We start from the raw sequence: 22,851 nt of genomic DNA on the forward strand, positions 1-22,851 counted from the left end.
CTATAGGGAATGATAAAGATGAGCTTGGATAGTCGTGTAATGAATTGGGTAATTAATAATGTGGATGCAACCGCTAAAGCTCATTCTGCCTACCGCCTAAAAGGAAGCACTTCTTCTACACTACATTTAGTGAAGTTAGTCGTGAACCAAAAGGAGAAAGAGGTAGTGCTTCGACAGTTTGATAATAAGGAATGGCTCAAGCAGGAACCTGATCTTGTTATTCATGAGGCAGAAAGTTTACGTATAGGAACCCGTGTAAGTATACCTACACCAGAAATCATTGCCTATGATGAGACAGGCATAGTGAATGGTATTCCAATGGTATTAATGTCGAAAGTGGAAGGTAAGGTTAAACTTGATATTACTGATAGACAAGCTTGGTTAAAGGGACTTGCGGACGCACTTGTTAGGGTTCATGAAGTTGATGACGTAGAGAATTTACCTTGGAGGTATTTCCCTTATAATCAGCAAGTAGGGGGTCATATTCCTTCTTGGACCAAAGTACCGGAAGTATGGGATAAGGCTGTGTCTATAATCAAAAGGCCATTTCCAGCTTATAAAAAATGTTTTATTCACCGAGATTATCATCCTACAAATGTGCTATGGCAAGGGAACAGAGTAAGTGGGATTGTTGATTGGGTAAATGCTTGTCTTGGACCTAGGGGAGTTGATGTTGGGCATTGCCGGGTGAACTTAGCTATGTTGTATGGTGTTGATGTAGCGGATGAATTTTTAAAAGCTTATACGAATGCAGCAGGAGTATCCTTTGTATATAACCCATATTGGGATTTCATCTCTTTAAATGATATTCTTGATAATGACAGGCCATCCGTTTATCCAGGTTGGGTGGTATTTGGTGTAAAGGGTTTAACTGAAGATCTTATGGTAGAGCGATTAGATAAATACATAAGTAGTTTATTAGAAAAAATGTAACCATAAAAAAAGGGGGTCGTTGGTGCACAAAAACCAATTACCCCTTTTTTATCGATGGAGCATAGAAGGCCTGAATCCCTGACCTTTTGCATGCCATGTAAGTACTTTCTAGGCTTGAGCTAATGCCCGATGTTCAAACAAATGAAGATATTATTTACAACTGCTTTATCGATACTATATAGTGTTACTATATGATAAATATGTTGTTTTGTAGATTTTGTAGAGGGGGAATCTTTGTTGGAAAAACCTCAGAGTGATAAAATGGATTATCGATTTAAAATAGCAAATCGGGAAGCGTTAATTGGTGTTGGATTAGCGATTTTTAATTTTATTTGGTGGTTTGGCTTTGCTTATGGATTAGGAAGTAAGGATCCATCAGAGTATACATATGTTTTTGGATTACCAGCATGGTTTTTCTATAGTTGTGTTCTTAGCTTTATTATAATTTCTATATTAGTAATTATTGTAGTTAAATTATTTTTCGTAGAAGTACCATTTGAGGATGATGAGGAGTTCAAGGAATGAATTGGCAAGCGACAATAGCGTTATTTGGATGTTTAGCAATCATTTTTTCAATTGGAATGTTTGCTAGTAGGAGTCTTAAATCCTCGGACTCGTTCTTACAGGATTATTTCTTAGGTGGGCGTAGCTTAGGTGGTTTTGTTCTAGCTATGACAATGACAGCTACGTATGGTAGTGCAAGTAGTTTTATAGGAGGTCCTGGGGTTGCTTATAATGAAGGACTTGGTTGGGTATTACTATCTGTGACACAGATTGCAACAGGGTACTTTACATTAACTATATTAGGGAAAAGATTTGCAATCGTCTCAAGGCAGTATAAAGCTGTAACAATTGTTGACTTTTTAAAAGAACGGTATCAGTCTAAATGGGTCGTTCTACTGTCTTCCGTTAGTATCATTATCTTTTTATTCTCTGCAATGGCTGCGCAATGGATTGGTGGTGGGCGTTTAATTCAGTCGCTAACTGGATTATCATACACGACTGCATTGTTTATCTTCGTAATAACCGTTCTTTTATATGTAACCTTTGGGGGGTTTCGTGCAGTAACGTTAACGGATGCAGTTCAGGGGAGCATTATGTTTGTCGGTACTTTGATATTACTCATTGCAGTAATTATAGCAGGAGGAGGAATTCCTGCAATTATGTCTGACTTATTTAATGAAAATCCCAATTTAATCACTCCTTTTGGTGCGGATGGAACATTGACTCCAGCATATGTTTCTTCCTACTGGGTACTTGTAGGTGTTGGGGTGGTTGCCTTGCCGCAAATTGCAGTAAGGGCCATGTCATATAAGGATTCAAGATCATTACATAGAGCACTTATAATTGGAACGATTGTTGTAGGTCTTATTATGTTAAACATGCATCTAATCGGCGTGTTTGCAAGGCCAATATTACCTGGAATTGAAGTTGGTGATACTGTTATGCCATTAATTGCTTTGGAAGTTCTTCCGCAATGGTTGGCTGGAATCGTGCTAGCGGCTCCACTTGCGGCGATTATGTCTACAGTTGATTCTCTTCTACTATTAGTAAGTTCAACAATAGTAAAAGATGTTTACTTGAATTATATTAAGCCCGAAGCACAACCGCGGAAAATTCAGCGCTTAAGTATGGGCATTACAGCTATCCTAGGTATTATCGTATTCTTATTGGCACTAAATCCACCTGACTTGATTATTTGGTTGAATCTATTTTCAATAGGTGGACTTGAAGCAGCCTTTATTTGGCCTATTATAATGGGCATTTATTGGAAAAAGGGTAATAAATACGGTGCTGTTACATCGATGGTTGTCGGCATTGTTTCGTACATTATATTCCACATGCTCGGCATAGAACCATTTGGTATGCATCAAGTAGTGACATCGATTGCTTTATCGTTTATTGCATATGTAGCAGTAAGTATTGGCACGGATAAGAGAGTATTGAAAGAAGTAACTTGATGGGAAGGAGCCTTGTATAAGGTTCCTTTTTTTACGGAGAAAAACGCTCCATCTAGAGACCGAGGGAAAATCCATCGCCTGGCTGGTTACGTTTTATAAAAAGTAAGGTAGAATAAAGATAGAATCAGGGGGATGGGGTGTATAAGAATGAAAATAGTAACGTTTTCAAACAGTGCCAAACAAAGACTAACGCAAAAAGAGTCATTTCAGGTTGAAGCAATCAAGAAATTAGATATTACTACTTCACACGCAGATGTTGAAGTATATATTCACGAAGAGTCAGTTATAAATATCTTACTAGAAACTTATGAAGACGGGCCTGTATTAATTGCAAACATCGAAAATGATCATTTACACATTACTGCTAAAAATCCAGAAAAGAGTATGAGGCTCTTTTCCGTTAATCTACCACAATGTCGTCTGCAAATAACGTTACCAAAAAACCACATAGAAAATTGGGGAATAAAAACGGGCTCAGGAGATGTTTATACGCAAGCTTTGAGTGCAGAGATGGTTTTGATTAGGACTGGTTCAGGGGATGTGAATGCACTCGGCTTAACAGTGGAAAAGGCAAATATAGCAGCTTCTTCTGGAGATTTAAAGATTCATGACTTAGAGGTGAATGATCTTGAATTCGAAACATCATCTGGCAATGTAAAATTAAAAACGGTTCATGGAAAAAATATCAAAGGCACAGCAGGATCTGGAAATATTGTTATTAAAAATATAAATGGTGAAAGATTGGAGTTAGATACATCTTCAGGAAATATAAAGCTAGAAAATATATCAGTCGATTATGCATCGTTTAGGGCATCATCTGGAGATATTAAAGCGGAATATTTGAAAGCAGATGAAACGATAATGAAGACTTCATCAGGTGGAGTAAAAGTAAAAAACTTCTCTGGAAACGTAAAAGGAACATCTAGTTCGGGTAATGTAAAGCTTTTATGCGTAGACGATGGTTCTTTTGATATTAAAACAGGAAGCGGTAATATAACGGTTGGATATGGACATGAACAAATAAATACAGATATCGAAGTGAAAACAGGTTCTGGTAAGATAAAATCCAATCTTCCTATAAATACAATTAGTAAGGCTGGTAATAAATGGGCCGGTAATGTTGGAACAGCTGAAAATCACGTTCACTTACGAACAGGCTCTGGAGATGTAAAGATTAACGTCATGAAAGAAGAGGTGTAGTTAAAAGTTTTTTCACTATTGGAATTTAATTAGTAGTTGAAATAAAATGCGAACTACATCTACTATAGAGAAGTCACTAAAGAGATTTAGATATACTTGCTCCAGAAAGACCCTATCAAGATGCAAATTCTGATTTTATGCTCAGTACTCATCTAGAGGGTGCTTATCAAGATACAAATTCTAGTTTTGTGTTCAATTTTTATCTAGAGAAAACAAGCCAAGGTACTTTTTCAATGTGGTGTTATTTCGCATTTTATCAATTAAAACGAATAAAATATTTGAAAAGATGTAATTAAAAGGCAAAGTTCAACATCAAGAGAACTTTGCCTTCCCATCTTTAACTATGAATTTCCTCTGCAAATTGAACAAAATAGTCCAAGGCACGAACATTACTTAATGATCCTTTATTGACCACTTTATCAACGGTTTGACCCATTAGTATCTTTTTAATGGGTACTTCTAATTTCTTGCCATTTAATGTTTTGGGTAATTCGGTTACCTCGTGGATGCTTGTAGGTACATGCCTTGGTGAACATTGTGTGCGAATTTCATGCTTAATTGCTTGTTTTACTTGATCCGTTAATGTCCCACCTTGTTTCATGACAACAAAAAGTGGTGTAGAAGAATCACCATTTCCTGTAGGTACATCCACAATCAGACTGTCAGCAACTTCTTTTACCCTGTCAACTGCACGATATATTTCACTTGTTCCTATCCGAATACCGCCTCGATTAATGGTTGCATCAGAGCGGCCATAAATAACACAAGTACCTCGTTCCGTTATTTTTAAATAGTCTCCATGGCGCCAAATTCCAGGGAATAAATCGAAATAACTCTCGTTTAAACGGGATCCATCTTTATCGTTCCAGAAGTAGATAGGCATGGATGGAAATGGCTCTGTTAAGACCAATTCACCTATTTCTTCAACCCGTGTTTCACCTTCTTCATTAAAGCTTTCTACTTTAGCTCCTAGTCCTCTACATTGTAATTCCCCAGCATGAACAGGTAATGTAGGTGAGCCTAATATAAAGGCCGTACATACATCGGTCCCACCACTTACTGATGCAATCCAAAGGTCTTCTTTTACATGATCATAACACCACTTAAAACCCTCAGGTGGTAGAGGGGATCCAGTTGAACTAATGCATTTCAGATGTGACAGATCAAACTCCTTGCCAGGGTTCATGCCATCCTTCATACATGCTGTAATATAGCTTGCACTTGTTCCAAAAACAGTCATCTTGGTGTCTTCTACTAGCTTCCACAAGCTTCTTTTATCAGGATAGGATGGGTTACCGTCGTATAAGATAATTGCGCTACCAGTAAGAAGCCCACCGATTAGGAAATTCCACATCATCCAACCTGTTGTTGTATACCAAAAGAAACGATCATTTTTATCTAAATCCACATGAAATGTTAATGCTTTTAAATGTTCAATTAATATGCCACCCTGGCTTTGAACAATCGGCTTTGGTGCGCCAGTCGTTCCAGATGAAAATAGAATCCATAGTGGATCATTGAAAGAGACATATTCATACGCTAAGCTCGTATCTTGGTTCATTCCAATAACGTCATTCCATAAGGTGATATTTTTTAAGTGGTTAAAATTAGCGTTTGAATCCAAGTATGGAATGGCAATTGTAGATTCTAGCGTAGTTAATTCTGATTGTATCTTCTTCACTACTGGTAATCGATCATAATTTTTACCACCATATGGATAACCATCTATTGTAATCATTACCTTAGGTTCAATTTGTTTAAAACGGTCAATCACACTTTGCGTACCAAAGTCTGGAGATGCACTTGACCAGATTGCTCCTAAGCTCGCGGTTGCAAGAAAGGCTACGACCGTTTCATATATATTTGGTAGGTAGGCAACGACACGGTCTCCTTTTTGTACACCCAATCGAATTAACGTTTGTTGGATGGATGCTGTATCACGGTACAATTGTTTCCAAGTCACTTCTGATTTAGGACGATTTTCTGATGTATGAATGATTGCTGTTTGACCAGCTTCTCTATTTCTAAAAATATGTTCTGTATAGTTAAGGCTTGCCTCTGGAAACCATTTTGCACCAGGCATGTCATGTGAGGATAGGATTGTTTGATAGGACTGTTTCGATTGGATATTGAAATATTTCCAAATTGTTTCCCAAAAAAGTTCTATGTTATTTACAGACCATTTCCATAGAGAATGATAATCATTAAAGGATAAATCATGCTCTCTGTTAAGCCAATTCATAAATTGATAGAGGTTGGTTTGTTGTCTTTGTTTTTCACTCGGTTCCCATAACAAGGTACCTTCTGTAATCGAAGTCATCCTATACCTCCTAAATATTTAGATTATTAATTTTATTATATGGAAACGCTTTCTGTGTGTAAAGTTGAATGAAATTGCAAGTTTCATTCAAAAATTGATTAATCCCTTTTTGTTGCTTGTGTCATTTGATGCCAAACAGAACCCTTTGCTTCTTCGCCACCCTTAATTCGCTCAAGGGCCATTTTTATTTGCATACGAACTTCAAATTCGGGGTCATTTGCAGCAGACTCAAGTGCAGGAAGACATGTTTCATCACCAACCTCATATAAAAACATAGCAGCCCTCCAACGAACTAATCGACTAGGATCTTCAAGCGATTGTATCATTTCTGGAATAGCCTCTTTAAAACCTAAATCAGAAATGCAATCTCCAGCAGTCCTTCTTACGCTAACTGCTTTATCATGTAACGCTTTATAAAGATAAGGTAGTACCTCAGGTTCCTCAATCATTCCTAAGTAAGCTGTAGCAAGTCTTCGTATGGAAGCTTTTTCATCATCTAGTGCCTTCTCAAGTACTGGTAAATCCTGTATGGTAGCTTCCAGTCGATCAAGTGCTGCATATCGTACTTTCCAATCAAGGTTATCTAGTGTTTCAAGAGAAATCGAAGTTTTTTGGCTAGTCTCAACCGTCTTATCTTCATTGTTGATGGCTAACTGGACTAGTTTATTAATTCTCTCTGGATCATAGCTTGCTTTAATTTCTTCCACGATTTCGCCTGCAATCTCATCCATCAACCCGTACCTTACATGTTGTTCTATCCATTTTCTTTCCATAATAAAATTAGGTGAAGCAACAGACGCTTTCATTACTGAATCCATGAACACATCAGGAAGTGCGAACCGTTTTTCTTCTTTGCCATCATCTAATTTAACTTGAATCGGAATATTACGGAACATTTGTATAAACACCTTCACCTCACCGAAGGAATCGTCAACTGCTTTAGGTACGTGTAACTGAATTTGTTCATCTACTTCTTCTGTTCCTAACACTTTCCGAACTTTTGGAAGAATAGACTCCCAAGGTGTTTTTGGATCTCTCGCTAAAGCAATAAAATCAACAACACGATAAATATTTTTTACACCTTCGATTTGAAACAACTGCTTTATGTAATTAGGAGCATCCTTTAGGTCATCTCCTTGTTTATAATTGAAATTCACTCCTGCATCCAATTCCTCATTCACATTAATTTTCATAGAATGCGGACTGGGTGTAGGCTCCATAGAAGTTATTTTCACTGAACGTTTACCTCCCCACAGCTTTCATAATAATATTTATTTAAGTGTAACAGAGAGTATATTTATTTTCGATTTTAATGCAAAAAAACATCACTCGGGGTTGATGAGTGATGTTAAAGAAATATCCTATTTTCTATGGTATTCTGCAAATTTTATAAATTTATGTTCATCTTCAACTAGTCCGCAGTAAGCACACTGGATTCTTTGTTTTGGTCCTTTATAGAGATTATGAAATACTTCTATATCTTTATTCGAATATTCGTTAATGATTTCACCAGTATTAGAATCCAGTTTTACGGGTTTAGCTATTTGCTCAATAATATTAAATCGAGAACTGTTTGTTTTGCAATTTGGACATCGATAGGGTTGGCTCACGACAAAACACCTCCTGATATTATTGTTCCGAAACGGAGGGGATTTATGCATGAACATGTTATTTGAACCATTGTTTCACTTTTTCCAAAAATGAAGATGGTTGGTTATCTGACATTTCCTGAGGTTTCGGGTTATCTTCTTTTAGAAAAATTTCCTCTTTATCAATGGCATAATCATAGGTTAATACTGCACCGATATCGGTATCGGTTTGCTCGTTCGCAATGACTGTATAGGGAATATTGTATTTTGTTGCAAGGGATTTCTCCTCCTTCATAAACCTGGCGGAGACATGCCCGTTAATAAGTAATGTAGAGCCTTTATTTTCTTTCATTGCTTCTTCTAATTTTGCTATCCCCTTATCAGACATTACTTGACCGATTGTTAGTGCAAGTATAATCCGCTCTCTTAGTGTGCCTAAATATTTTCTACGTTCATCTTCCTTAGGTAAACGGGTCCCGTACATTCCTTCAGTTAGATAATCATTTACGTCTTTACTCATTCGTTGATCAGCCCTTTAAGTATAATATCTATTTCTACTTTACTAAATGGTAACCAATATGTACAGAAAGCGATTCACATCATGTGAATCGCTTTCTTGTTTAATTAGGAACTGCTAAAAAGGAGATTAATGATTTTTTTTTACCCTTAACCCTCTTATCAGCAGCTTTACTTCTAGCTTGAGCTTCTTTATCTTCTGCATCTGCAAATTCCTCAGAAAACTCGATGTCAATCCCATCAGATAACTGATTCTTTGGAGTTAGTGCTAACACGTTTTTACTATTACCTTTGTGATCATCTCTACCACCCATGTCATCCACCCCTTAATAGGATTTACAAGGATAGTATGTGCAAGTAGTGAGGACTCTACAACAAATAAAAATCAGTATTTTTTACTAATCTACCCAATTCTTATCTTCTATCACCGCCCAATAAATCAAACAATCCGCTAGTAATACTTCCTTCACCTTTTGAATCAGAGCCTGCGCGTTGTGGTGCTGAGGCAAACACTCTACTTGCTAACCTGCTAAATGGCAAGGATTGTACCCAAACAGTTCCTGGACCTCTTAAGGTTGCAAAGAACAGCCCCTCTCCACCAAATAGAGCTGTTTTTACACCACCAACAAATTCAATGTTGTAATCAACATTTCCTGTCATCGCAACGAGACAACCTGTATCTACGCGTAATGTTTCTCCTGGAGCTAGCTCCTTTTTATGAATGGTTCCACCCGCATGTACAAAAGCCAAGCCGTCTCCTTCAAGCTTTTGCATGATGAACCCTTCGCCACCAAAGAATCCCGCACCAATTTTGCGCTGGAATTCAATTCCAACAGATACCCCTTTGGCTGCAGCTAAAAAGGAATCCTTTTGGCAAATTAATTTTCCGTTGATTTCACTTAAATCCATTGGGATAATTTTACCAGGATATGGAGATGCAAAGGAAACATGACTCTTTCCTATCCCTTCATTCGTAAAGGCCGTCATAAACAAGCTTTCCCCTGTTAAGACACGTTTACCAGCCCCTAGTAATTTGCCCATGAGCCCACTACCTTGTTTGGATGAACCATCTCCGAAAATCGTTTCCATTTTAATATGATCTTCCATCATCATGAGACTTCCTGCTTCAGCGATTACTGTTTCTTGTGGATCAAGTTCGACCTCTACAAATTGCATGTCATCTCCATGGAGCTTGTAATCAATTTCATGGTTATTCAATTGTTACCATCCCTTTCGTTATCAACTAATAATTAATACGTTATAACCCATGAAAAGATTCAGACAATGTAAAAAACGTACGCTCATTTTTAAAGAGCGTACGTGTCAGGCTTATCGTCCAGCTACAGCGCCCAGAGACTAGCGTAACTTCCCTCACCTCGTGCGATAACAGTTCGACATGTCGAACTTCCTTTAACTAGTTACAAAGGAAGGCTGACTAAGAACGGGCTATGCCCAACATCGGCATACCCCATAAAGGGGCATGTTTCCTTTATCTCCTACGGTAGGAATGTTCGATTAAAATCGAACCACCCACAAACTACGTGGGCGCAGTTCGTACGTCTCTAAACGGGCGCTTGCGCTTTTGTCTTTAGTGTGGAGGCATGGTACTTTGTACTGGAGCATAACTGTTTAAATAATTCTGCATGTCCTCTTGTTTTAACTGTGGCACTTGATAGTATTGATTTCTATTTTGATATAAAAATACTTCATAAGCCATTTCAATAATATTTGGGATGCTATCTGCAAATACTCTTCTTAAGACAGGATTTGTTGCCTCAAGTGCTGCCATTGTAAAAGCAGAAGCATTTGACTTCAAACAGCCCATCATAAATCCAGTAATACATTCGTCGTTTATTTCATTTACCGATTGTGCTGGAGTTTTTGGCTGTGACGGCTGCATTCCATATATGGTATTATTAGAAGTCTGGGAAAAATTGTACGTTTGTGGTTTAACAGTTGGCTCTAGGCCTGTTTTTAATGCTTCCACAGTTGAATTGTACACTTGTGTTAAATACGTTTTTTGTTTCGTTAACATTGTTTTAAGCTCTGGATCTTGAATATGTTGCTCATATAGTAGGTATTGCTCCATTCCGCCTACTAATCCGCCTATAGCTTCATGCGCATCAAAGAGTTCATGTCCACCATGGCTCATTTGTGCAGGCATTTGGGAAGAGCCTTGTAAGTTTTGACCTTGTTGTTGAAATTGCAAATTAACTACCTCCTTAGATGTAATCATAAATAGCATTTGCAGGGAATGATGTACCTATGCAGGCTTAAATATGTTAATCAATGTAATAATTGGTCTATACTTTTTACGTTTTGAATGAATGAAAAATGGAGTGATTTATATGTCAAATAAAAATGGAGAAAAAATAAATGGAAATGCTAATAATATTGAAGTATGGGAAGACATTGTAAGTGTGAAAGACCTACTTTTTAGTATTATTATATGTTTGGTTTCAACAATGTTAGCCTATTCCATTGCTCCTGATGATTCATCTAGTGGCATGCTTTATGGAATTATTGGAGCTGTAGTCGGCTTTGTTATTTGTAGTATTATTTTCAAACCAAAAAGAAAACTAACGATTATTGATGAGGAGAAGTAAGGAATGGATATATCCCTAATTTTTGAAATGATTGCAGCGTCTGCGATAGCGACTGTATTATATACGATTATTGGAATTGCTCCAGGAACAGATGAAACGGCGGTTATCGCACCAGTTACGATGATTTTAGTACTTGCAGGAATGGAGCCGATTGTCTTACTTTCCTTTTTCATCTCTGCAATCGTTGCACATAAGTTAACAGACTCCATTCCCGTTGCAATTGCGGGGATACCAGGTGGAGTAATGTCAGCACCAATGGTTGATCATGCAATGGTACTTAAGAAACATGGTCTTCCAGATATAACGATTAGAAAGATGGCTTCTGGTTCTGTTATAGGAACGATCATTTCTGTGCCTTTAAGTATTATTTTTGCAAGCATGATTGTACCTTGGGGTGACCAGATAGCTAGTTACTCCAATCAAATCTTTTTTGCCGGAGCAATCTTTTTAGCCTTAACGATGAAAAATCGCTGGCTTGCATTAGCTTCCATTGTTCCCTTCGCTTTACTTATCCAAGGTTTAAGACATCTTTATTGGGGAATTGGGGCTGTGCCTGAAGATACAACCGTTTTTACGTCCTTCTTTTTAGGAATAACGATTGGACCACTTATTTTACGCTTGTTTGAATTATTGAATAAAGACATACGGAGTAAATTACCGAATAAAACAGTTAATGAAATTACTATTAAAACGCAGAAAAAAATAAAAGGTTTTCCTAGTCCATTTAAAATTCTTAATAAAAGTGAATCGTTAACGTCTCTTATTACTTCCATAACGGGTGTATTCACTTTCTTTATGAGTCCAGCGGGTATGACGGTATTGGTAGGAGAAACGATTACGAGCAGAATAAAGAATCCTGTAAAGAGAGCTTCACGTGCAATTGCAGGAATGGAATCCTTTGCAAATTCAGCGTATATTGCAGGTATACTAGTACCTTTAATTGCAATCGGTATTCCACTTTCACCAACAGCATTAGGTCCGGGTATGGCTTTATTTAATGCGCCACCTGTATTCACGGAAGAGAATAACTTGCATCATCTATTATCAATGAATGAATTTGTGATTGCATCTGTTATAGGAGCTGTGATCGCAATTGCTTTTACATACTACATAACAATCAAATATTCAGAGCAAATTTGTACATTTGTATTTAAATATGTCCCACATGAAGCATTGCTAGGCTTATTACTTTCAATTGTGCTATTGCTTGCATATATGGATGCGGGACTAATTAATATTGGCGGTATACTATTGTTTGGACTGGTCTCTGGTATGATGCACCGTTGGGGTGTCAGTTATGGTGTTCAGTTTATGACAATGTATGCAGCACCATGGATTGTGTCGTTGCTTATTTAGTGCTTCATTGAAATGTGACTCCCGAAGTTGGATGTGTGAAATCTGACTTTGGGGGTTTTTTACGTGGGAAGGGAAAAGTTGGTATGAAGGGAGCGCTATTCCTGTGAAGCTTTTACGCTTTTGTCCAATATAAATTATGTTAATAAACAATTAAGAAATGGGACAGTGAACTTTGTTATTTTATAAGGAAATCAATCGTCTCACATTCTATCTCCGAACTATCAAACATGGATACTGGCTATGATTATGATCCGATATATGAACAGGTGTATCAAATGTGAAACAATCCTTAATTGTATCCAATAAACGTAACGAAAGGGAACCGTTGGTTTTGATAAATACCTTGCCCCAAACTTGATATCGCGTGTATTCGTATGGTTATGACAGTATTGCTGCCAAATACGAAACCAAAGGAATGTACGGACTGTCCATTGGCGAATGAAGGCATTTGTCAAAAGGTTTATAAGGTAATAATAACCCAAGACCTATTAAGGTATACCGCACCAGCCCGTAGATCAAAAACTTGGAAAACCATTTTCAATTGTTGTACTGTAGTTGAACGGGTTAATACGTATCTTAAAGCTATTCTTTCAACTGAACAATGTTCGTTATCGAACAGGGAAACATGCCAAAAATTATTTTGAAATGGTAACATTTTTCATAATGTTTCAAAGGTGGATTCAGATTGAATTTATGCACAGTTAATCTAGCAAAAAGCTGCGTAAGGTATTTTTTAAAACGGTATTTATAAAGTTCCGTTGGTCTTTGTATTTTTAATAGAATAGTTATGAAATTAATTCAGAAGAAAACAAAAAACCTTAATAAGGTTTTTTTGTTTTCTTCATTCTCTTTTTGTTGGTTATCAAGTTTATTTAGGAAAGTATATTACTTCTTCAAATGGATTAGGGCTTACAGGAAGTTTAGATGATCTATATTTATCCGTATAAGTATATGTTCTTTGTTTCTGAGCAGCAGGGATAGTAGTTCCTTTCCAGTTTTTTCCCCATTCATGAGAAGTAAACCACAAGTTTTCTTGATTATAAGACCAAACTCCCTCTGCAATAGCAGTTATCGCAATTGCTCCGGTGCTTCCAATTTTAAAATATTTAGACAGAGCTGCAGTAACAACTGCGATTATTCCAGATATCGTTAAGTTGGCAACTACATTTGAATATTTATTTATATGTGCCAATAAATAACCAGACAGTCATTTCGTTATCTGGTATGACAATACCTTGAGGTTGTATTGTTTCACTACCAGAATTAATAGATACGGTTTTTATCTACAATTGACTGAGTATTAATTGTAGCTTTTCCCTTATTATTTATTTTCTTTATTTCTATCTTATTTTTCTCAGGGTTAATAGTGGTTATTTGTCTAGAGTCCTTTTGATAGTCTCCGTTTTTGTCTTTAATATAGTACTCACTAATTATTATACTCTCTTTATCATTTGGTTTTTCTACAGTTTCTACAACTTTAAAAGAGATTCCATCCTCATCATAGGTATATTCAGCTCCATCTTCATCCATTGCTATAATGGTAAGATTTTGGCGTTGAAGTGTTTGTTCATTATTTCTGGTTTGACCAAAAATTGAAGATGGAATAATGAAAAAATATGTAAAAAGCATATACTAAGAATTATAAGCCTTTTCAAATCCTTTCCTCCTCTTTTGGATATAAAACTAATTTCCCCTTACTCTCCTCCTTATGCTTAAATTTCTAAGAATATAGTACAATTAAATTCTATCATATGGAGTATCTTCCCTGTATTGGGAAAATTCCAACTTTTAAGTCTAACTATTTCTCTATATACAAGGGGATCTACAGGAATTTTCCTAATTAATTTGCCCTGATATAAAAAATGCGAAAGAGGGGAATAATTTCATATCCCATGTTCTCCTAATAATGGTTGATTTTGTGCTAACTAGATTGGATTTACTTTTATCATATACCCTATGTAGAATAGCCATTGAAAAAATCAATTAGCTTAAACAGTACGTAATATATAAAGAACCCTATACCCTTGACTTCAATAAATTCTATGAATTACCACTATCTTGAATAGTAATTACTAAAAAAAGGAAACAATAATGATAAAGGTAGAGTAAATATAAATGATATCAAGCAACTTAATATAAGGTTCACTGAGAAAACGAAATAAGATATATAGATTGTTACGGCAACAGTTAAACATACTAACAGTAACTGTATAAAATTAGAAGTATTCGTTAGATAATGCTCCGTTTTGCAATTTGTACAATAGACTGGTTCGTTTGAATCTTTCCATTTAGGTAATAAGTAAAGTTCGGACCATTTAAATTGTCTATGGCATTTTTTACATTTTTGCATAAACCTTCCCCCTTCTATTTATCTATTACCCTATCCTATTTTAGGCTAGGAAAAAAGCGAAAACCAATTTTTCCTTCTTGTTATTTTAGTAATACTATCTTACTTTTCCGCAATATATCAATTATTTTTATATTAATTTCGATAATGATACTCTTTTAAGGGATAGTATTATTACATACGTGTTCCGATCTAAACGAATTTTCTATAAATTGTAATAACAGAATTTGTGGAAGAGGAACAAAAATAGTTATTATGTTAATATAAAATCAAGTGATTCATGAAAGGGGAGGGGCGAATGATGAAGGATAAAGATCCAATACAACTGGACGATCGTATTTATTTGATTGATGGTTTTGATATGGATTTACCTAATCGTACAGGTACATATGTAATTAATGAGAAAGCGTTAACATTGTTAGAAACAGGGCCGAGTCCGTCAATTAAGTATGTGAAAAAAGGTTTAGAAAAATTGGGGCTTGAATTAGAACAGGTTAAATATATTATTGTCACGCACATCCATTTAGATCACGCAGGTGGTGCTGGCCTATTACTCCGAGAATGCCCCAATGCTACTATTGTCGTACATCCGAGAGGGAAGCGACATTTAATGGAACCGAGGAAATTGGCTGCTGGTGCGAGAGCAATCTATGGAGATAGTTTTGCCGAGTTCTTTGACCCAATCGTTCCTGTACCAGAAGAACGCATAGTAGTAAAAACAGAAGGGGATACACTTCAAATTGGTGCTGATTGTACATTGAAATTTTACGATACACCAGGCCATGCGAAACATCACTTCAGTATTTATGATCCGATAAGTAATGGAATGTTTACTGGTGACACGGTTGGTGTGCAATATCAACAATTATTAACGGAAGGGGTAGAACTCTATTTACCTTCTACTTCACCAAATCACTTTGATCCGAATGCCATGCAACAATCGATTAATCGGATAAAAGAGATGAAACTTGATCGAATTTACTATGGGCATTTTGGTATGTCGCAAAATACGGAAGTCGCTCTTAAGCAAGCATCTGACTGGTTGGGCATTTTTGTAGAGGAAGGCGAGCGAGTTATCTCTAATAAACGAGGATACGATGTACTTGCGCAGCGTATGTTAGGTAGGGTGAAAGAGCACCTTAGAAAAGAGGGAATCCCTGATGACCACGAAGCTTACATTATTATTAATCTAGACATGCAAGTGAGTGCACTCGGTATTATTGATTATTTTCAAAAGTTAAAGCAGTAAGCAAAGAGCACCCTTGTTATGAGAAGTCGTTAGGAGGTAATTATTAATGCTACCAAGATTACTCTTTATAATACCAATCATTGTTGGTGCTGGTATTATAATGTTAGGTTTAATGTTAATTATTACACTTACACTAAATCAGCCACCAGCATTAACATATACACTTGTTGGTATCCATACGTTTATTATAACTGTATTATTCGGAAAGTTAGCCAAAAAAATATATCTAAGTTTTTAATAATACTTTTACGAAAATGAAGAGAGAATCAAATAAAATTGATTCTCTCTTCTATATTAACTGTGGTGAAAAGTAACAAAGCTTAAAAAGCTTTTTATATTATATCACTTCATCTCCAACATAATCGGGCAATGGTCACTTCCCATTACTTTTGTATGCGCCACTGAATCAACTAAAGAGTCGATTAATTTTTCTGATGTGATGAAATAGTCAATCCGCCATCCGACATTTCTTTCACGAATCGTTTTCATGTAAGACCACCATGTGTAGATATCATCTTCATCTGGGTGAAAGAAACGTAGTGTGTCGATAAAACCTGAATCAAGTAAGCGGCTCATTTTTCCTCGTTCTTCCTTGGTGAAACCTGAATTACCATGGTTTGTTTTATCATTCTTTAAATCAATCTCTTGATGGGCCACATTAAGGTCACCACAATAGATAATTGGTTTTTGCCCTTCAAGCTCTAGTAAATACGCATATAATTCGTTTTCCCATTCTAATCGGTAATCAAGTCTAGTTAAGTCCCTTTTTGAATTTGGAGTATACACATTCACTAAGTAGAAATCCTCGAATTCTAAAGTAATAATTCTACCCTCATCTTGCGTATCATTATCTCCAACACCATATTTAACGGCTAAAGGTTTTTTCTTTGTGAAAACGGCTGTTCCAGAATATCCTTTTCTTTCTGCATAATTCCAATATTGATAGTAGCCATCAAGTTCAAGGTTGATTTGGCCTTCTTGTAGTTTTGTTTCTTGTACACAGAATATGTCTGCATTCACTTCATTAAAATAATCTAAAAACCCTTTACGGACACATGCTCGCAGTCCATTAACATTCCAAGATACTAGTTTCATAGAATTAAATTCCCTTCTACTAAATTAATCTATTACCTATTTTAACATAGTAAGATTATCATTCGCTTTTACAAAATGTGGATTGCCGTTTGTTTTTATCGTAAAAAATCTATAAACATGTTGACATGTAGAGTGTATTAGTCATATAATACACAAAGAGCGTATTAAAAGCTTAATACAGTAAAGTGCTGTTCGAAGTGTATTATGCGTATAATACATACATTGTTTTACCTTGTGTGTATTAATGTATTAATACATACAAGAAATAAGCTGAAGTATAAGGAGTTGGGTTATTTTGGCCGTAACGTTTAATAAGCGGGATCCGGTTTATGTTCAAGTGATTCGTCATTTCAAAGAACAAATTGCTACAGGGAACTTAGAAGCCGGACAGGAGATTCCATCACGAAGAGAACTAGCAAATAAATTAAAGATTAATCCGAATACCGCGCAACGAGCTTATAAAGAAATGGAGGAAGAGGGCTTGATTTTTACAGAGGGGAATAATCCAAGTAAAATCACGAAGGATGAAAAAGTGATCGGTAATGTTCGAGATGAGTTGATTTTAGAAGCTGTTAATTCTTTTGTAGATGCAATTCGACCAATTAATGTTCCACTGGATGAAGTGGTTGGGTTAATTAAGGAAAAGTACACAGATAAGGACGGAAAATAAGGGGGGTACTGACATGATAGAAGTAAAGGAAATTACGAAGAAGTTTGGGTTAAAACAGGTGCTTAAAGGTGTTTCATTTACTGCTAATAAGGGTGAGATAACCTGTTTAATCGGAATTAATGGGGTAGGGAAAACGACGATTATGAATGCGATTATGAATCTAACCCCGATTAATAGTGGGGAAATCCTAATTGATGGAGAAAAGCTACGAAAAGAATCCTACGAAAAAATTACATTCATACCAGATGCAATTACAATGCTTCCGCAAATGACCATCGGTGATGCGATGCAATTTATGAAGGATTTTTACAAAAGTTGGAATCAGAAGCGTGCAGCTGAATTACTAAGCTTTTTTAAACTAAAAGAAGATGAGAGAATTTCTAATTTATCAAAAGGGAACACCGCTAAAGTTAACTTGTTATTAGGTCTTGGATTGGATGTAGATTATCTACTAATGGATGAGCCGTTTTCGGGGATCGATATTTTTAGTAGGGAACAAATTGCTGATGTCTTTACAAGTCATTTAGTTGAGGACCGTGGCGTTATTATTACGACACATGAAATTAATGATATTGAACATTTAATTGATAAAGTTGTCATTTTAGATAATGGGGTTGTTGTTAAATCTTTCAATGCAGAAGGGGTTCGTGAAAATGAAGGGAAATCCGTTGTCGATGTCATGCGGGAGGTGTATAAGCAATGAAAAATTATATCAAACTATTCAACTTTGAATTAGGTCGATTTTTGAAGTTTTACCTCATTTTAATTGCCATTACAATTGTTTCGCAAATTACTGGGGTTATTGTTAGTTCAAGAAGCTATTTAAGTGATGCGAATGAATTTATCTATGTAAATCAAGGATCCATGGAGTCATTTCTTGAACAATATGGCCAGATGTCCATGCATAACATAACCAGGACATTATGGTTTTTGGGACCAATTGCACTTTGTGTTGTAACGTTGTTAATCTATATATTCTTCATTTGGTACCGTGACTGGTTTGGTAAGAATACGTTTATCTATCGTTTGTTAATGCTGCCGACAGCAAGAATGAATGTTTATTTAGCCAAAGCATCCACGATATTTCTCATGGTACTAGGATTAATCTCGCTTCAGCTAGTATTAATCCCTATCGAAGGAACCATTTTACAATCGATGGTACCAGTGGACTTTAGATTGGATATGTCGATTCAAGAAGTCATTGGGTCATTTGACTATTTTGGAATACTTGTCCCATATAGCTTTACACAATTTATCATCCATTATGGAATTGGATTTATGGCAGTATTTATTGTATTCACAGCAATATTATTTGAAAGAAGTTTCCGTTTAAAGGGAATCGTACTAGGAATAGTTTACATTGCTATTTCTGTCGTAATTTTTATATCACCATTACTAGTAGATGCATTCCTCGTGCCAAACTATTTTTATGCAATTGAATTATTTGTAATGGAAATCGTTGTAGGTCTCCTAGTAATTGCTGGCTCGATTTGGATGAGTAATTATTTATTAAATAGGAAAATAAGGATTTGATGGGAGGATGAATATGAAACGTTACCTAAAATTAATATCTATGATTATTGTTGTCGTTCTTGTTATTGGAGCGTTCTATATACAGTCAGGCTTGGCTGGAAGTAATTTGCCCGAATTTAGCATTGAAACAACGAGTGGAAATGCAGATGAAGTTGAGTCACTAACTATTCACGCGGATTATAGGGACGATGTACAAGGGGATAGCTTGCAAATTTCAGCAGCTGGTTCAACGTACAATAGTAACATTTCCTTTCTAAAACAGCTTGGCAATTATTATATGCAAAATGATTTAAAGGAATTACAAGAGCAGTATAAGGGTTTTATGCGTGGAAAATGGAGCTCACCACAGGAATACTTTGTAGATGATGAAATGGTTGCATATGCAGAAGTGACGTCTAGCAGGTATGGGGATATTCATCTAGGTGACTTCTCATTTAAAATTGATGTATTAGATAAGCAATCAAACGATTCCATTGAGCTAGAAATGGACGTACCTGAACAGGAGAAATTCGACAATGTCAATGTGGAAGATGTTCAAGTAATTGACGGAATGCTTAAAGTTGTAACTCGGAATGATTTATATGAGAACGAGATTCAGGGAACGGATTTTCGCGTATATACCTTTGACCTACAAAAGCAGGAACTGATTAATGAGGAAGTAATTGTAGAGCATCAAAATGACCAACAAAACGAAGAAAAATGGACGGATATCAGTATATTAAATAATTATAATGCCATTCAATCTGAAAAGTACCTCTTATTCAAAATTGAGATAAGTGAACTCAATGATTCTGCGGGAGACTATGAATATGTTTCAACTATTTTAGAGCGCAATTTTTTAGTATATAACGTAGAAACTGGAGAGAAGGAAGAATTTATCTTACCTGAGGAAATAAATGATATCTTTGATTTTAATATAAATTCCTTTCATGAGACTGTTTCTATCGAAGGTTCTACTGTCTATTTTACGAACGTAACTGAAAATGGAATTGACGTATATCCGTATGATATCGAGAAACAGGAATTAGAAGCTGAACAAACGTTTGAACTATTTTCGTCCGAATCCACACCAGGCATGTATTCACCTGCTCTTAAATTGAAAGATGGAAAAATCTATTTCGTAAATAGTTTTAAAGATAAGCAAACAGATGCCAATATTTATGTAGGAGATTTAGAAACTGGAGATATCTTATTTGAAGGTTCAATTGAATTAAAAAATCCAAGTGCAGAAAAGAAAGGCTACCAATTGCATATTTACGATGTAAGGTTGTAATAGGGGGATCCATTTGATACAGGTAAAACATTTAAATCATCATTTTGAATTGGGGAAAAAAGAGAAGAAAACAAGGTTAACTGTTTTAGAAAATATTAATTTATGTGTTGAAAAAGGTGAGATTGTTACAATTGTTGGGAAGAGTGGTTCTGGGAAATCTACCTTATTAAATTTAATAAGTGGTTTTATTCGTCCAGTAGAGGGTGAAATTTGGATAGATGGAAAGGAAGTTTCGCATTTTACAGAAGCGGAATTTGCTGATTTTCGCTTGAAGCATATGGGATTTGTCTTTCAAAACTTTCAGCTCATACCCAGCATGACTGCCTATCAAAATATTGAACTCCCATTAATATTAAAAGGGTTAACTGAAAAGGATCGAAAACAAATTACCGATGAAATGCTTGAAACGGTTGGGTTAACAGATTTCAGGAGTCATTACCCAAGTGAACTATCAGGTGGGCAGCAACAAAGGGTCAGTATAGCAAGGGCGTTGGTTCTTAAGCCAGCCCTTATCCTAGCGGACGAGCCTACAGGAAGCTTAGACAGTGAAACAGAAGCAGAATTATTAACGTTTATTAAGCAATTAAATAAAGATTATGGTATAACGTTTCTCATTATTACACATGATGAAGAAGTTGCTAGCATCGGTCATAGGACGATTACCATTAGTGATGGTCAGTTATTAGAAGGTGGTGCTAGCCTATGAAATTTAAAGATAAAATAAGGTTCATTCGACAAAATATAAAGAAAAATAAAGTGCGAACATTTATGACGATACTCGCTACAGCAATGGGATGTGCATTTCTAATTGTATTAGCTTCTATCGGTTACGGGCTACAAAAGTCGGTTGTTGAAGACACGTTGGAACAACAGATTGTTACGCAAATTGATGTTCATGGTCAAGAAGACGATAATGGGAATTACCGATCGTTGACAATGGAAGATGTTAAATATTTCGAGGAGATGGAAAATGTTAAAGCTGTTACAAGACGAAATCAAATACGTCAAATGCCAACATTTACATTAGAGGATTATCAAACAAGCGTAGCGGCGGTTACAGCACACTTTCCATCTGAAAAAGATTCGGGTCTAGAGCTTGCGGAAGGTAGATTTCCAGAAAGCGCAAATGAAGTGATCGTTGGTGACCATTTTTCAGAATATCTTGCATTAATTACGGAAGAGGATATTTACGATGAAAAAACAGGGATGATTAAGGAATCTTTTCTTTATCAAGAAAGTTTATTAAACAAAACCGTAGAGATGACAGTTACCGATAATGATGAGGTGGAGCATGTCATTCCATTAAAAATTGTAGGAATAATGGAAGAACCTACGAAAGAGTGGTTGCAAGATCGGAATGTATATGTTTCCAATGAAATTTATACTGAAGTTGAGATATTTACAGGCACTCCAGGCGGCGAGTTAGGGATTGAACCTGAGATGTACGATGCTACCGAAGAGGCGGAAGCGATTGATAATGTTAAGGTGTATGCAGACAATCTTGAAGTCGTTCAATCAATTAGTGATAAACTAGAAGATGAGAATTATGCTATCTATTCTGTGGTAAGTGAAATGAACCAAATTAATATGTTGTTTACCGTGGCAAAGGCAGGACTAATTCTGGTTGGTACCATTGCAATTATTATTGCATCCATTGGTATCTATAATACGATGACAATGGCGGTAACTGAAAGGGCACCTGATATTGGTATTATGAAAGCTATAGGTGCAAATCCCAAAACGATTAAGCAAATCTTTTTATTGGAGAGTAGTTATATTGGAATAATTGGTGCTTTCATTGGTGTGATTGTAGCCTACGCAACTAGTTTTCTTGTGAATCTTGGGCTTCCAATGATTCTAGAAATGACCTTTGGTGAGGAACTACCAGAAGGATTACAATTTTCATCCATTCCAATAAGTCTTGTATTGATTTCTATTGGTATCTGTTTACTTGTAACAATTGTCTCTGGTTTACGACCTGCAAAACGTGCAACAGAATTAGATGTCCTTAAGGCAATGCGGAGGGAATTTTAAAAAATGCTTATCACACTTTTGTGATAAGCATTTTTTATATCTAATCATCGATTTATCAAACGCTTAATTTTATTATCAAATAAAAAGTCCCGAATCAAGTAATAAGTACATTTATATCGCGACATTTGTCTTAGTTCTTTGTTATTAATTTTCTAAAAAGTTAAAATTA

The 22,851-nt window shown here is 36.0% G+C and carries 25 protein-coding genes and 1 pseudogene; 15 read left to right on the top strand and 11 right to left on the bottom strand.

Annotation, left to right across the window (positions count from 1 at the left end):
* The first annotated feature begins 18 nt into the window (after nucleotides 1-18).
* From D8M05_RS06045 to D8M05_RS06060, 4 genes are all read left to right on the top strand, one after another.
* A complete protein-coding gene (locus D8M05_RS06045) occupies nucleotides 19-933 on the top strand; it encodes a phosphotransferase family protein (protein WP_183072719.1) in 915 nt (304 codons plus the stop codon).
* A 261-nt stretch (nucleotides 934-1,194) separates the two neighbouring features.
* Nucleotides 1,195-1,458 (top strand): YhdT family protein, encoded by a 264-nt coding sequence (locus D8M05_RS06050; protein ID WP_121129871.1) that lies wholly within the window; start codon nucleotides 1,195-1,197, stop codon nucleotides 1,456-1,458.
* Nucleotides 1,455-2,894, top strand: coding sequence for a sodium/pantothenate symporter (panF, locus tag D8M05_RS06055; protein WP_121129675.1), 1,440 nt, complete (start codon nucleotides 1,455-1,457; stop codon nucleotides 2,892-2,894). Before D8M05_RS06050 ends, panF begins: the two co-directional genes overlap by 4 nt.
* A gap of 147 nt (nucleotides 2,895-3,041) precedes the next feature.
* Entirely contained in the window at nucleotides 3,042-4,094 is a 1,053-nt protein-coding gene (locus tag D8M05_RS06060; protein WP_183072720.1) for a DUF4097 family beta strand repeat-containing protein, read from the top strand.
* 337 nt (nucleotides 4,095-4,431) lie between these two features.
* Here D8M05_RS06060 and D8M05_RS06065 read toward each other — a convergent pair whose 3' ends face one another.
* The 7 genes from D8M05_RS06065 to D8M05_RS06095 all read right to left on the bottom strand — a co-directional run bounded on the left by D8M05_RS06065 (nucleotide 4,432) and on the right by D8M05_RS06095 (nucleotide 10,728).
* Nucleotides 4,432-6,414: an acetoacetate--CoA ligase gene (locus tag D8M05_RS06065; protein ID WP_121129679.1), complete on the bottom strand. Its 1,983-nt coding sequence runs from the start codon at nucleotides 6,412-6,414 to the stop codon at nucleotides 4,432-4,434.
* Between the two features lie 98 nt (nucleotides 6,415-6,512).
* Nucleotides 6,513-7,649, bottom strand: a complete 1,137-nt coding sequence (locus D8M05_RS06070; RefSeq protein WP_121129681.1) for a conserved virulence factor C family protein — start codon at nucleotides 7,647-7,649, stop codon at nucleotides 6,513-6,515.
* A 126-nt stretch (nucleotides 7,650-7,775) separates the two neighbouring features.
* Complete coding sequence (locus tag D8M05_RS20515) at nucleotides 7,776-8,024, bottom strand: DNA alkylation repair protein (RefSeq protein ID WP_121129682.1); 249 nt, start codon at nucleotides 8,022-8,024, stop codon at nucleotides 7,776-7,778.
* A 58-nt stretch (nucleotides 8,025-8,082) separates the two neighbouring features.
* On the bottom strand, nucleotides 8,083-8,523 hold the full coding sequence (locus D8M05_RS06080) for a YueI family protein (protein WP_121129684.1): 441 nt from the start codon (nucleotides 8,521-8,523) through the stop codon (nucleotides 8,083-8,085).
* Nucleotides 8,524-8,623: 100 nt separating this feature from the next.
* Nucleotides 8,624-8,833 (bottom strand): YfhD family protein, encoded by a 210-nt coding sequence (locus D8M05_RS06085; RefSeq protein WP_121129686.1) that lies wholly within the window; start codon nucleotides 8,831-8,833, stop codon nucleotides 8,624-8,626.
* Between the two features lie 100 nt (nucleotides 8,834-8,933).
* The gene (locus tag D8M05_RS06090; RefSeq protein WP_121129688.1) at nucleotides 8,934-9,737 is read right to left on the bottom strand and encodes a TIGR00266 family protein; all 804 of its coding nucleotides are present in this window, start codon (nucleotides 9,735-9,737) and stop codon (nucleotides 8,934-8,936) included.
* A gap of 370 nt (nucleotides 9,738-10,107) precedes the next feature.
* Nucleotides 10,108-10,728, bottom strand: a complete 621-nt coding sequence (locus D8M05_RS06095) for a spore coat protein (protein WP_121129690.1) — start codon at nucleotides 10,726-10,728, stop codon at nucleotides 10,108-10,110.
* Nucleotides 10,729-10,867: 139 nt separating this feature from the next.
* On the opposite strand from D8M05_RS06095, the gene D8M05_RS06100 reads away from it, so the two are divergent.
* From D8M05_RS06100 to D8M05_RS20520, 3 genes and pseudogenes are all read left to right on the top strand, one after another.
* The gene (locus D8M05_RS06100; protein WP_121129692.1) at nucleotides 10,868-11,125 is read left to right on the top strand and encodes a hypothetical protein; all 258 of its coding nucleotides are present in this window, start codon (nucleotides 10,868-10,870) and stop codon (nucleotides 11,123-11,125) included.
* A 3-nt stretch (nucleotides 11,126-11,128) separates the two neighbouring features.
* Nucleotides 11,129-12,481: a tripartite tricarboxylate transporter permease gene (locus tag D8M05_RS06105; protein ID WP_121129694.1), complete on the top strand. Its 1,353-nt coding sequence runs from the start codon at nucleotides 11,129-11,131 to the stop codon at nucleotides 12,479-12,481.
* A 221-nt stretch (nucleotides 12,482-12,702) separates the two neighbouring features.
* A pseudogene (locus D8M05_RS20520) lies at nucleotides 12,703-13,135 on the top strand (IS5/IS1182 family transposase); the annotation flags it as partial.
* Between the two features lie 214 nt (nucleotides 13,136-13,349).
* Here D8M05_RS20520 and D8M05_RS06110 read toward each other — a convergent pair.
* The 3 genes from D8M05_RS06110 to D8M05_RS20885 all read right to left on the bottom strand — a co-directional run bounded on the left by D8M05_RS06110 (nucleotide 13,350) and on the right by D8M05_RS20885 (nucleotide 14,831).
* Nucleotides 13,350-13,673 carry a hypothetical protein gene (locus D8M05_RS06110; protein ID WP_121129696.1) on the bottom strand — a complete coding sequence of 108 codons (324 nt, stop codon included), beginning with the start codon at nucleotides 13,671-13,673 and terminating at the stop codon, nucleotides 13,350-13,352.
* A 71-nt stretch (nucleotides 13,674-13,744) separates the two neighbouring features.
* Entirely contained in the window at nucleotides 13,745-14,110 is a 366-nt protein-coding gene (locus D8M05_RS06115; protein WP_121129698.1) for a hypothetical protein, read from the bottom strand.
* 424 nt (nucleotides 14,111-14,534) lie between these two features.
* On the bottom strand, nucleotides 14,535-14,831 hold the full coding sequence (locus D8M05_RS20885; protein ID WP_121129700.1) for a TIGR04104 family putative zinc finger protein: 297 nt from the start codon (nucleotides 14,829-14,831) through the stop codon (nucleotides 14,535-14,537).
* A 298-nt stretch (nucleotides 14,832-15,129) separates the two neighbouring features.
* Here D8M05_RS20885 and D8M05_RS06125 point away from each other — a divergent pair, with 298 nt between their 5' ends.
* Nucleotides 15,130-16,077, top strand: a complete 948-nt coding sequence (locus tag D8M05_RS06125) for an MBL fold metallo-hydrolase (protein ID WP_121129702.1) — start codon at nucleotides 15,130-15,132, stop codon at nucleotides 16,075-16,077.
* A gap of 46 nt (nucleotides 16,078-16,123) precedes the next feature.
* Nucleotides 16,124-16,315, top strand: a complete 192-nt coding sequence (locus tag D8M05_RS06130) for a hypothetical protein (RefSeq protein ID WP_121129704.1) — start codon at nucleotides 16,124-16,126, stop codon at nucleotides 16,313-16,315.
* A 104-nt stretch (nucleotides 16,316-16,419) separates the two neighbouring features.
* Here D8M05_RS06130 and D8M05_RS06135 read toward each other — a convergent pair whose 3' ends face one another.
* Entirely contained in the window at nucleotides 16,420-17,172 is a 753-nt protein-coding gene (locus D8M05_RS06135; RefSeq protein ID WP_121129706.1) for an exodeoxyribonuclease III, read from the bottom strand.
* Between the two features lie 295 nt (nucleotides 17,173-17,467).
* Here D8M05_RS06135 and D8M05_RS06140 point away from each other — a divergent pair, with 295 nt between their 5' ends.
* The 6 genes from D8M05_RS06140 to D8M05_RS06165 are packed head-to-tail and all read left to right on the top strand — an operon-like array spanning nucleotide 17,468 to nucleotide 22,682.
* Entirely contained in the window at nucleotides 17,468-17,842 is a 375-nt protein-coding gene (locus D8M05_RS06140) for a GntR family transcriptional regulator (protein ID WP_121129708.1), read from the top strand.
* Nucleotides 17,843-17,855: 13 nt separating this feature from the next.
* Nucleotides 17,856-18,545, top strand: coding sequence for an ATP-binding cassette domain-containing protein (locus tag D8M05_RS06145; RefSeq protein ID WP_121129710.1), 690 nt, complete (start codon nucleotides 17,856-17,858; stop codon nucleotides 18,543-18,545).
* Nucleotides 18,542-19,375: a hypothetical protein gene (locus tag D8M05_RS06150; protein ID WP_121129712.1), complete on the top strand. Its 834-nt coding sequence runs from the start codon at nucleotides 18,542-18,544 to the stop codon at nucleotides 19,373-19,375. Before D8M05_RS06145 ends, D8M05_RS06150 begins: the two co-directional genes overlap by 4 nt.
* A gap of 13 nt (nucleotides 19,376-19,388) precedes the next feature.
* A complete protein-coding gene (locus D8M05_RS06155) occupies nucleotides 19,389-20,648 on the top strand; it encodes a hypothetical protein (RefSeq protein WP_121129714.1) in 1,260 nt (419 codons plus the stop codon).
* A gap of 13 nt (nucleotides 20,649-20,661) precedes the next feature.
* Nucleotides 20,662-21,354, top strand: a complete 693-nt coding sequence (locus D8M05_RS06160) for an ABC transporter ATP-binding protein (RefSeq protein WP_121129716.1) — start codon at nucleotides 20,662-20,664, stop codon at nucleotides 21,352-21,354.
* The gene (locus D8M05_RS06165) at nucleotides 21,351-22,682 is read left to right on the top strand and encodes an ABC transporter permease (protein ID WP_121129719.1); all 1,332 of its coding nucleotides are present in this window, start codon (nucleotides 21,351-21,353) and stop codon (nucleotides 22,680-22,682) included. Before D8M05_RS06160 ends, D8M05_RS06165 begins: the two co-directional genes overlap by 4 nt.
* Nucleotides 22,683-22,851 lie beyond the last annotated feature (169 nt).

Origin of the sequence: Oceanobacillus bengalensis (assembly GCF_003628445.1) — a bacterium.
GTDB lineage: Bacteria > Bacillota > Bacilli > Bacillales > Amphibacillaceae > Oceanobacillus > Oceanobacillus bengalensis.

What these genes read in the sequence shown, in the direction of transcription:
- D8M05_RS06150 (WP_121129712.1), top strand. Translation starts at nt 18,542, where the DNA reads ATGAAAAATTATATCAAACTATTCAACTTTGAATTAGGTCGATTTTTG.
- D8M05_RS06100 (WP_121129692.1), top strand. Translation starts at nt 10,868, where the DNA reads ATGTCAAATAAAAATGGAGAAAAAATAAATGGAAATGCTAATAATATT.
- D8M05_RS06080 (WP_121129684.1), bottom strand. Translation starts at nt 8,523, where the DNA reads ATGAGTAAAGACGTAAATGATTATCTAACTGAAGGAATGTACGGGACC.
- D8M05_RS06050 (WP_121129871.1), top strand. Translation starts at nt 1,195, where the DNA reads ATGGATTATCGATTTAAAATAGCAAATCGGGAAGCGTTAATTGGTGTT.
- D8M05_RS06155 (WP_121129714.1), top strand. Translation starts at nt 19,389, where the DNA reads ATGAAACGTTACCTAAAATTAATATCTATGATTATTGTTGTCGTTCTT.
- D8M05_RS06125 (WP_121129702.1), top strand. Translation starts at nt 15,130, where the DNA reads ATGAAGGATAAAGATCCAATACAACTGGACGATCGTATTTATTTGATT.
- D8M05_RS06135 (WP_121129706.1), bottom strand. Translation starts at nt 17,172, where the DNA reads ATGAAACTAGTATCTTGGAATGTTAATGGACTGCGAGCATGTGTCCGT.
- D8M05_RS20885 (WP_121129700.1), bottom strand. Translation starts at nt 14,831, where the DNA reads ATGCAAAAATGTAAAAAATGCCATAGACAATTTAAATGGTCCGAACTT.
- D8M05_RS06145 (WP_121129710.1), top strand. Translation starts at nt 17,856, where the DNA reads ATGATAGAAGTAAAGGAAATTACGAAGAAGTTTGGGTTAAAACAGGTG.
- D8M05_RS06130 (WP_121129704.1), top strand. Translation starts at nt 16,124, where the DNA reads ATGCTACCAAGATTACTCTTTATAATACCAATCATTGTTGGTGCTGGT.
- D8M05_RS06115 (WP_121129698.1), bottom strand. Translation starts at nt 14,110, where the DNA reads ATGCTTTTTACATATTTTTTCATTATTCCATCTTCAATTTTTGGTCAA.
- panF (WP_121129675.1), top strand. Translation starts at nt 1,455, where the DNA reads ATGAATTGGCAAGCGACAATAGCGTTATTTGGATGTTTAGCAATCATT.
- D8M05_RS06060 (WP_183072720.1), top strand. Translation starts at nt 3,042, where the DNA reads ATGAAAATAGTAACGTTTTCAAACAGTGCCAAACAAAGACTAACGCAA.
- D8M05_RS06165 (WP_121129719.1), top strand. Translation starts at nt 21,351, where the DNA reads ATGAAATTTAAAGATAAAATAAGGTTCATTCGACAAAATATAAAGAAA.
- D8M05_RS06045 (WP_183072719.1), top strand. Translation starts at nt 19, where the DNA reads ATGAGCTTGGATAGTCGTGTAATGAATTGGGTAATTAATAATGTGGAT.
- D8M05_RS06065 (WP_121129679.1), bottom strand. Translation starts at nt 6,414, where the DNA reads ATGACTTCGATTACAGAAGGTACCTTGTTATGGGAACCGAGTGAAAAA.
- D8M05_RS06085 (WP_121129686.1), bottom strand. Translation starts at nt 8,833, where the DNA reads ATGGGTGGTAGAGATGATCACAAAGGTAATAGTAAAAACGTGTTAGCA.
- D8M05_RS06105 (WP_121129694.1), top strand. Translation starts at nt 11,129, where the DNA reads ATGGATATATCCCTAATTTTTGAAATGATTGCAGCGTCTGCGATAGCG.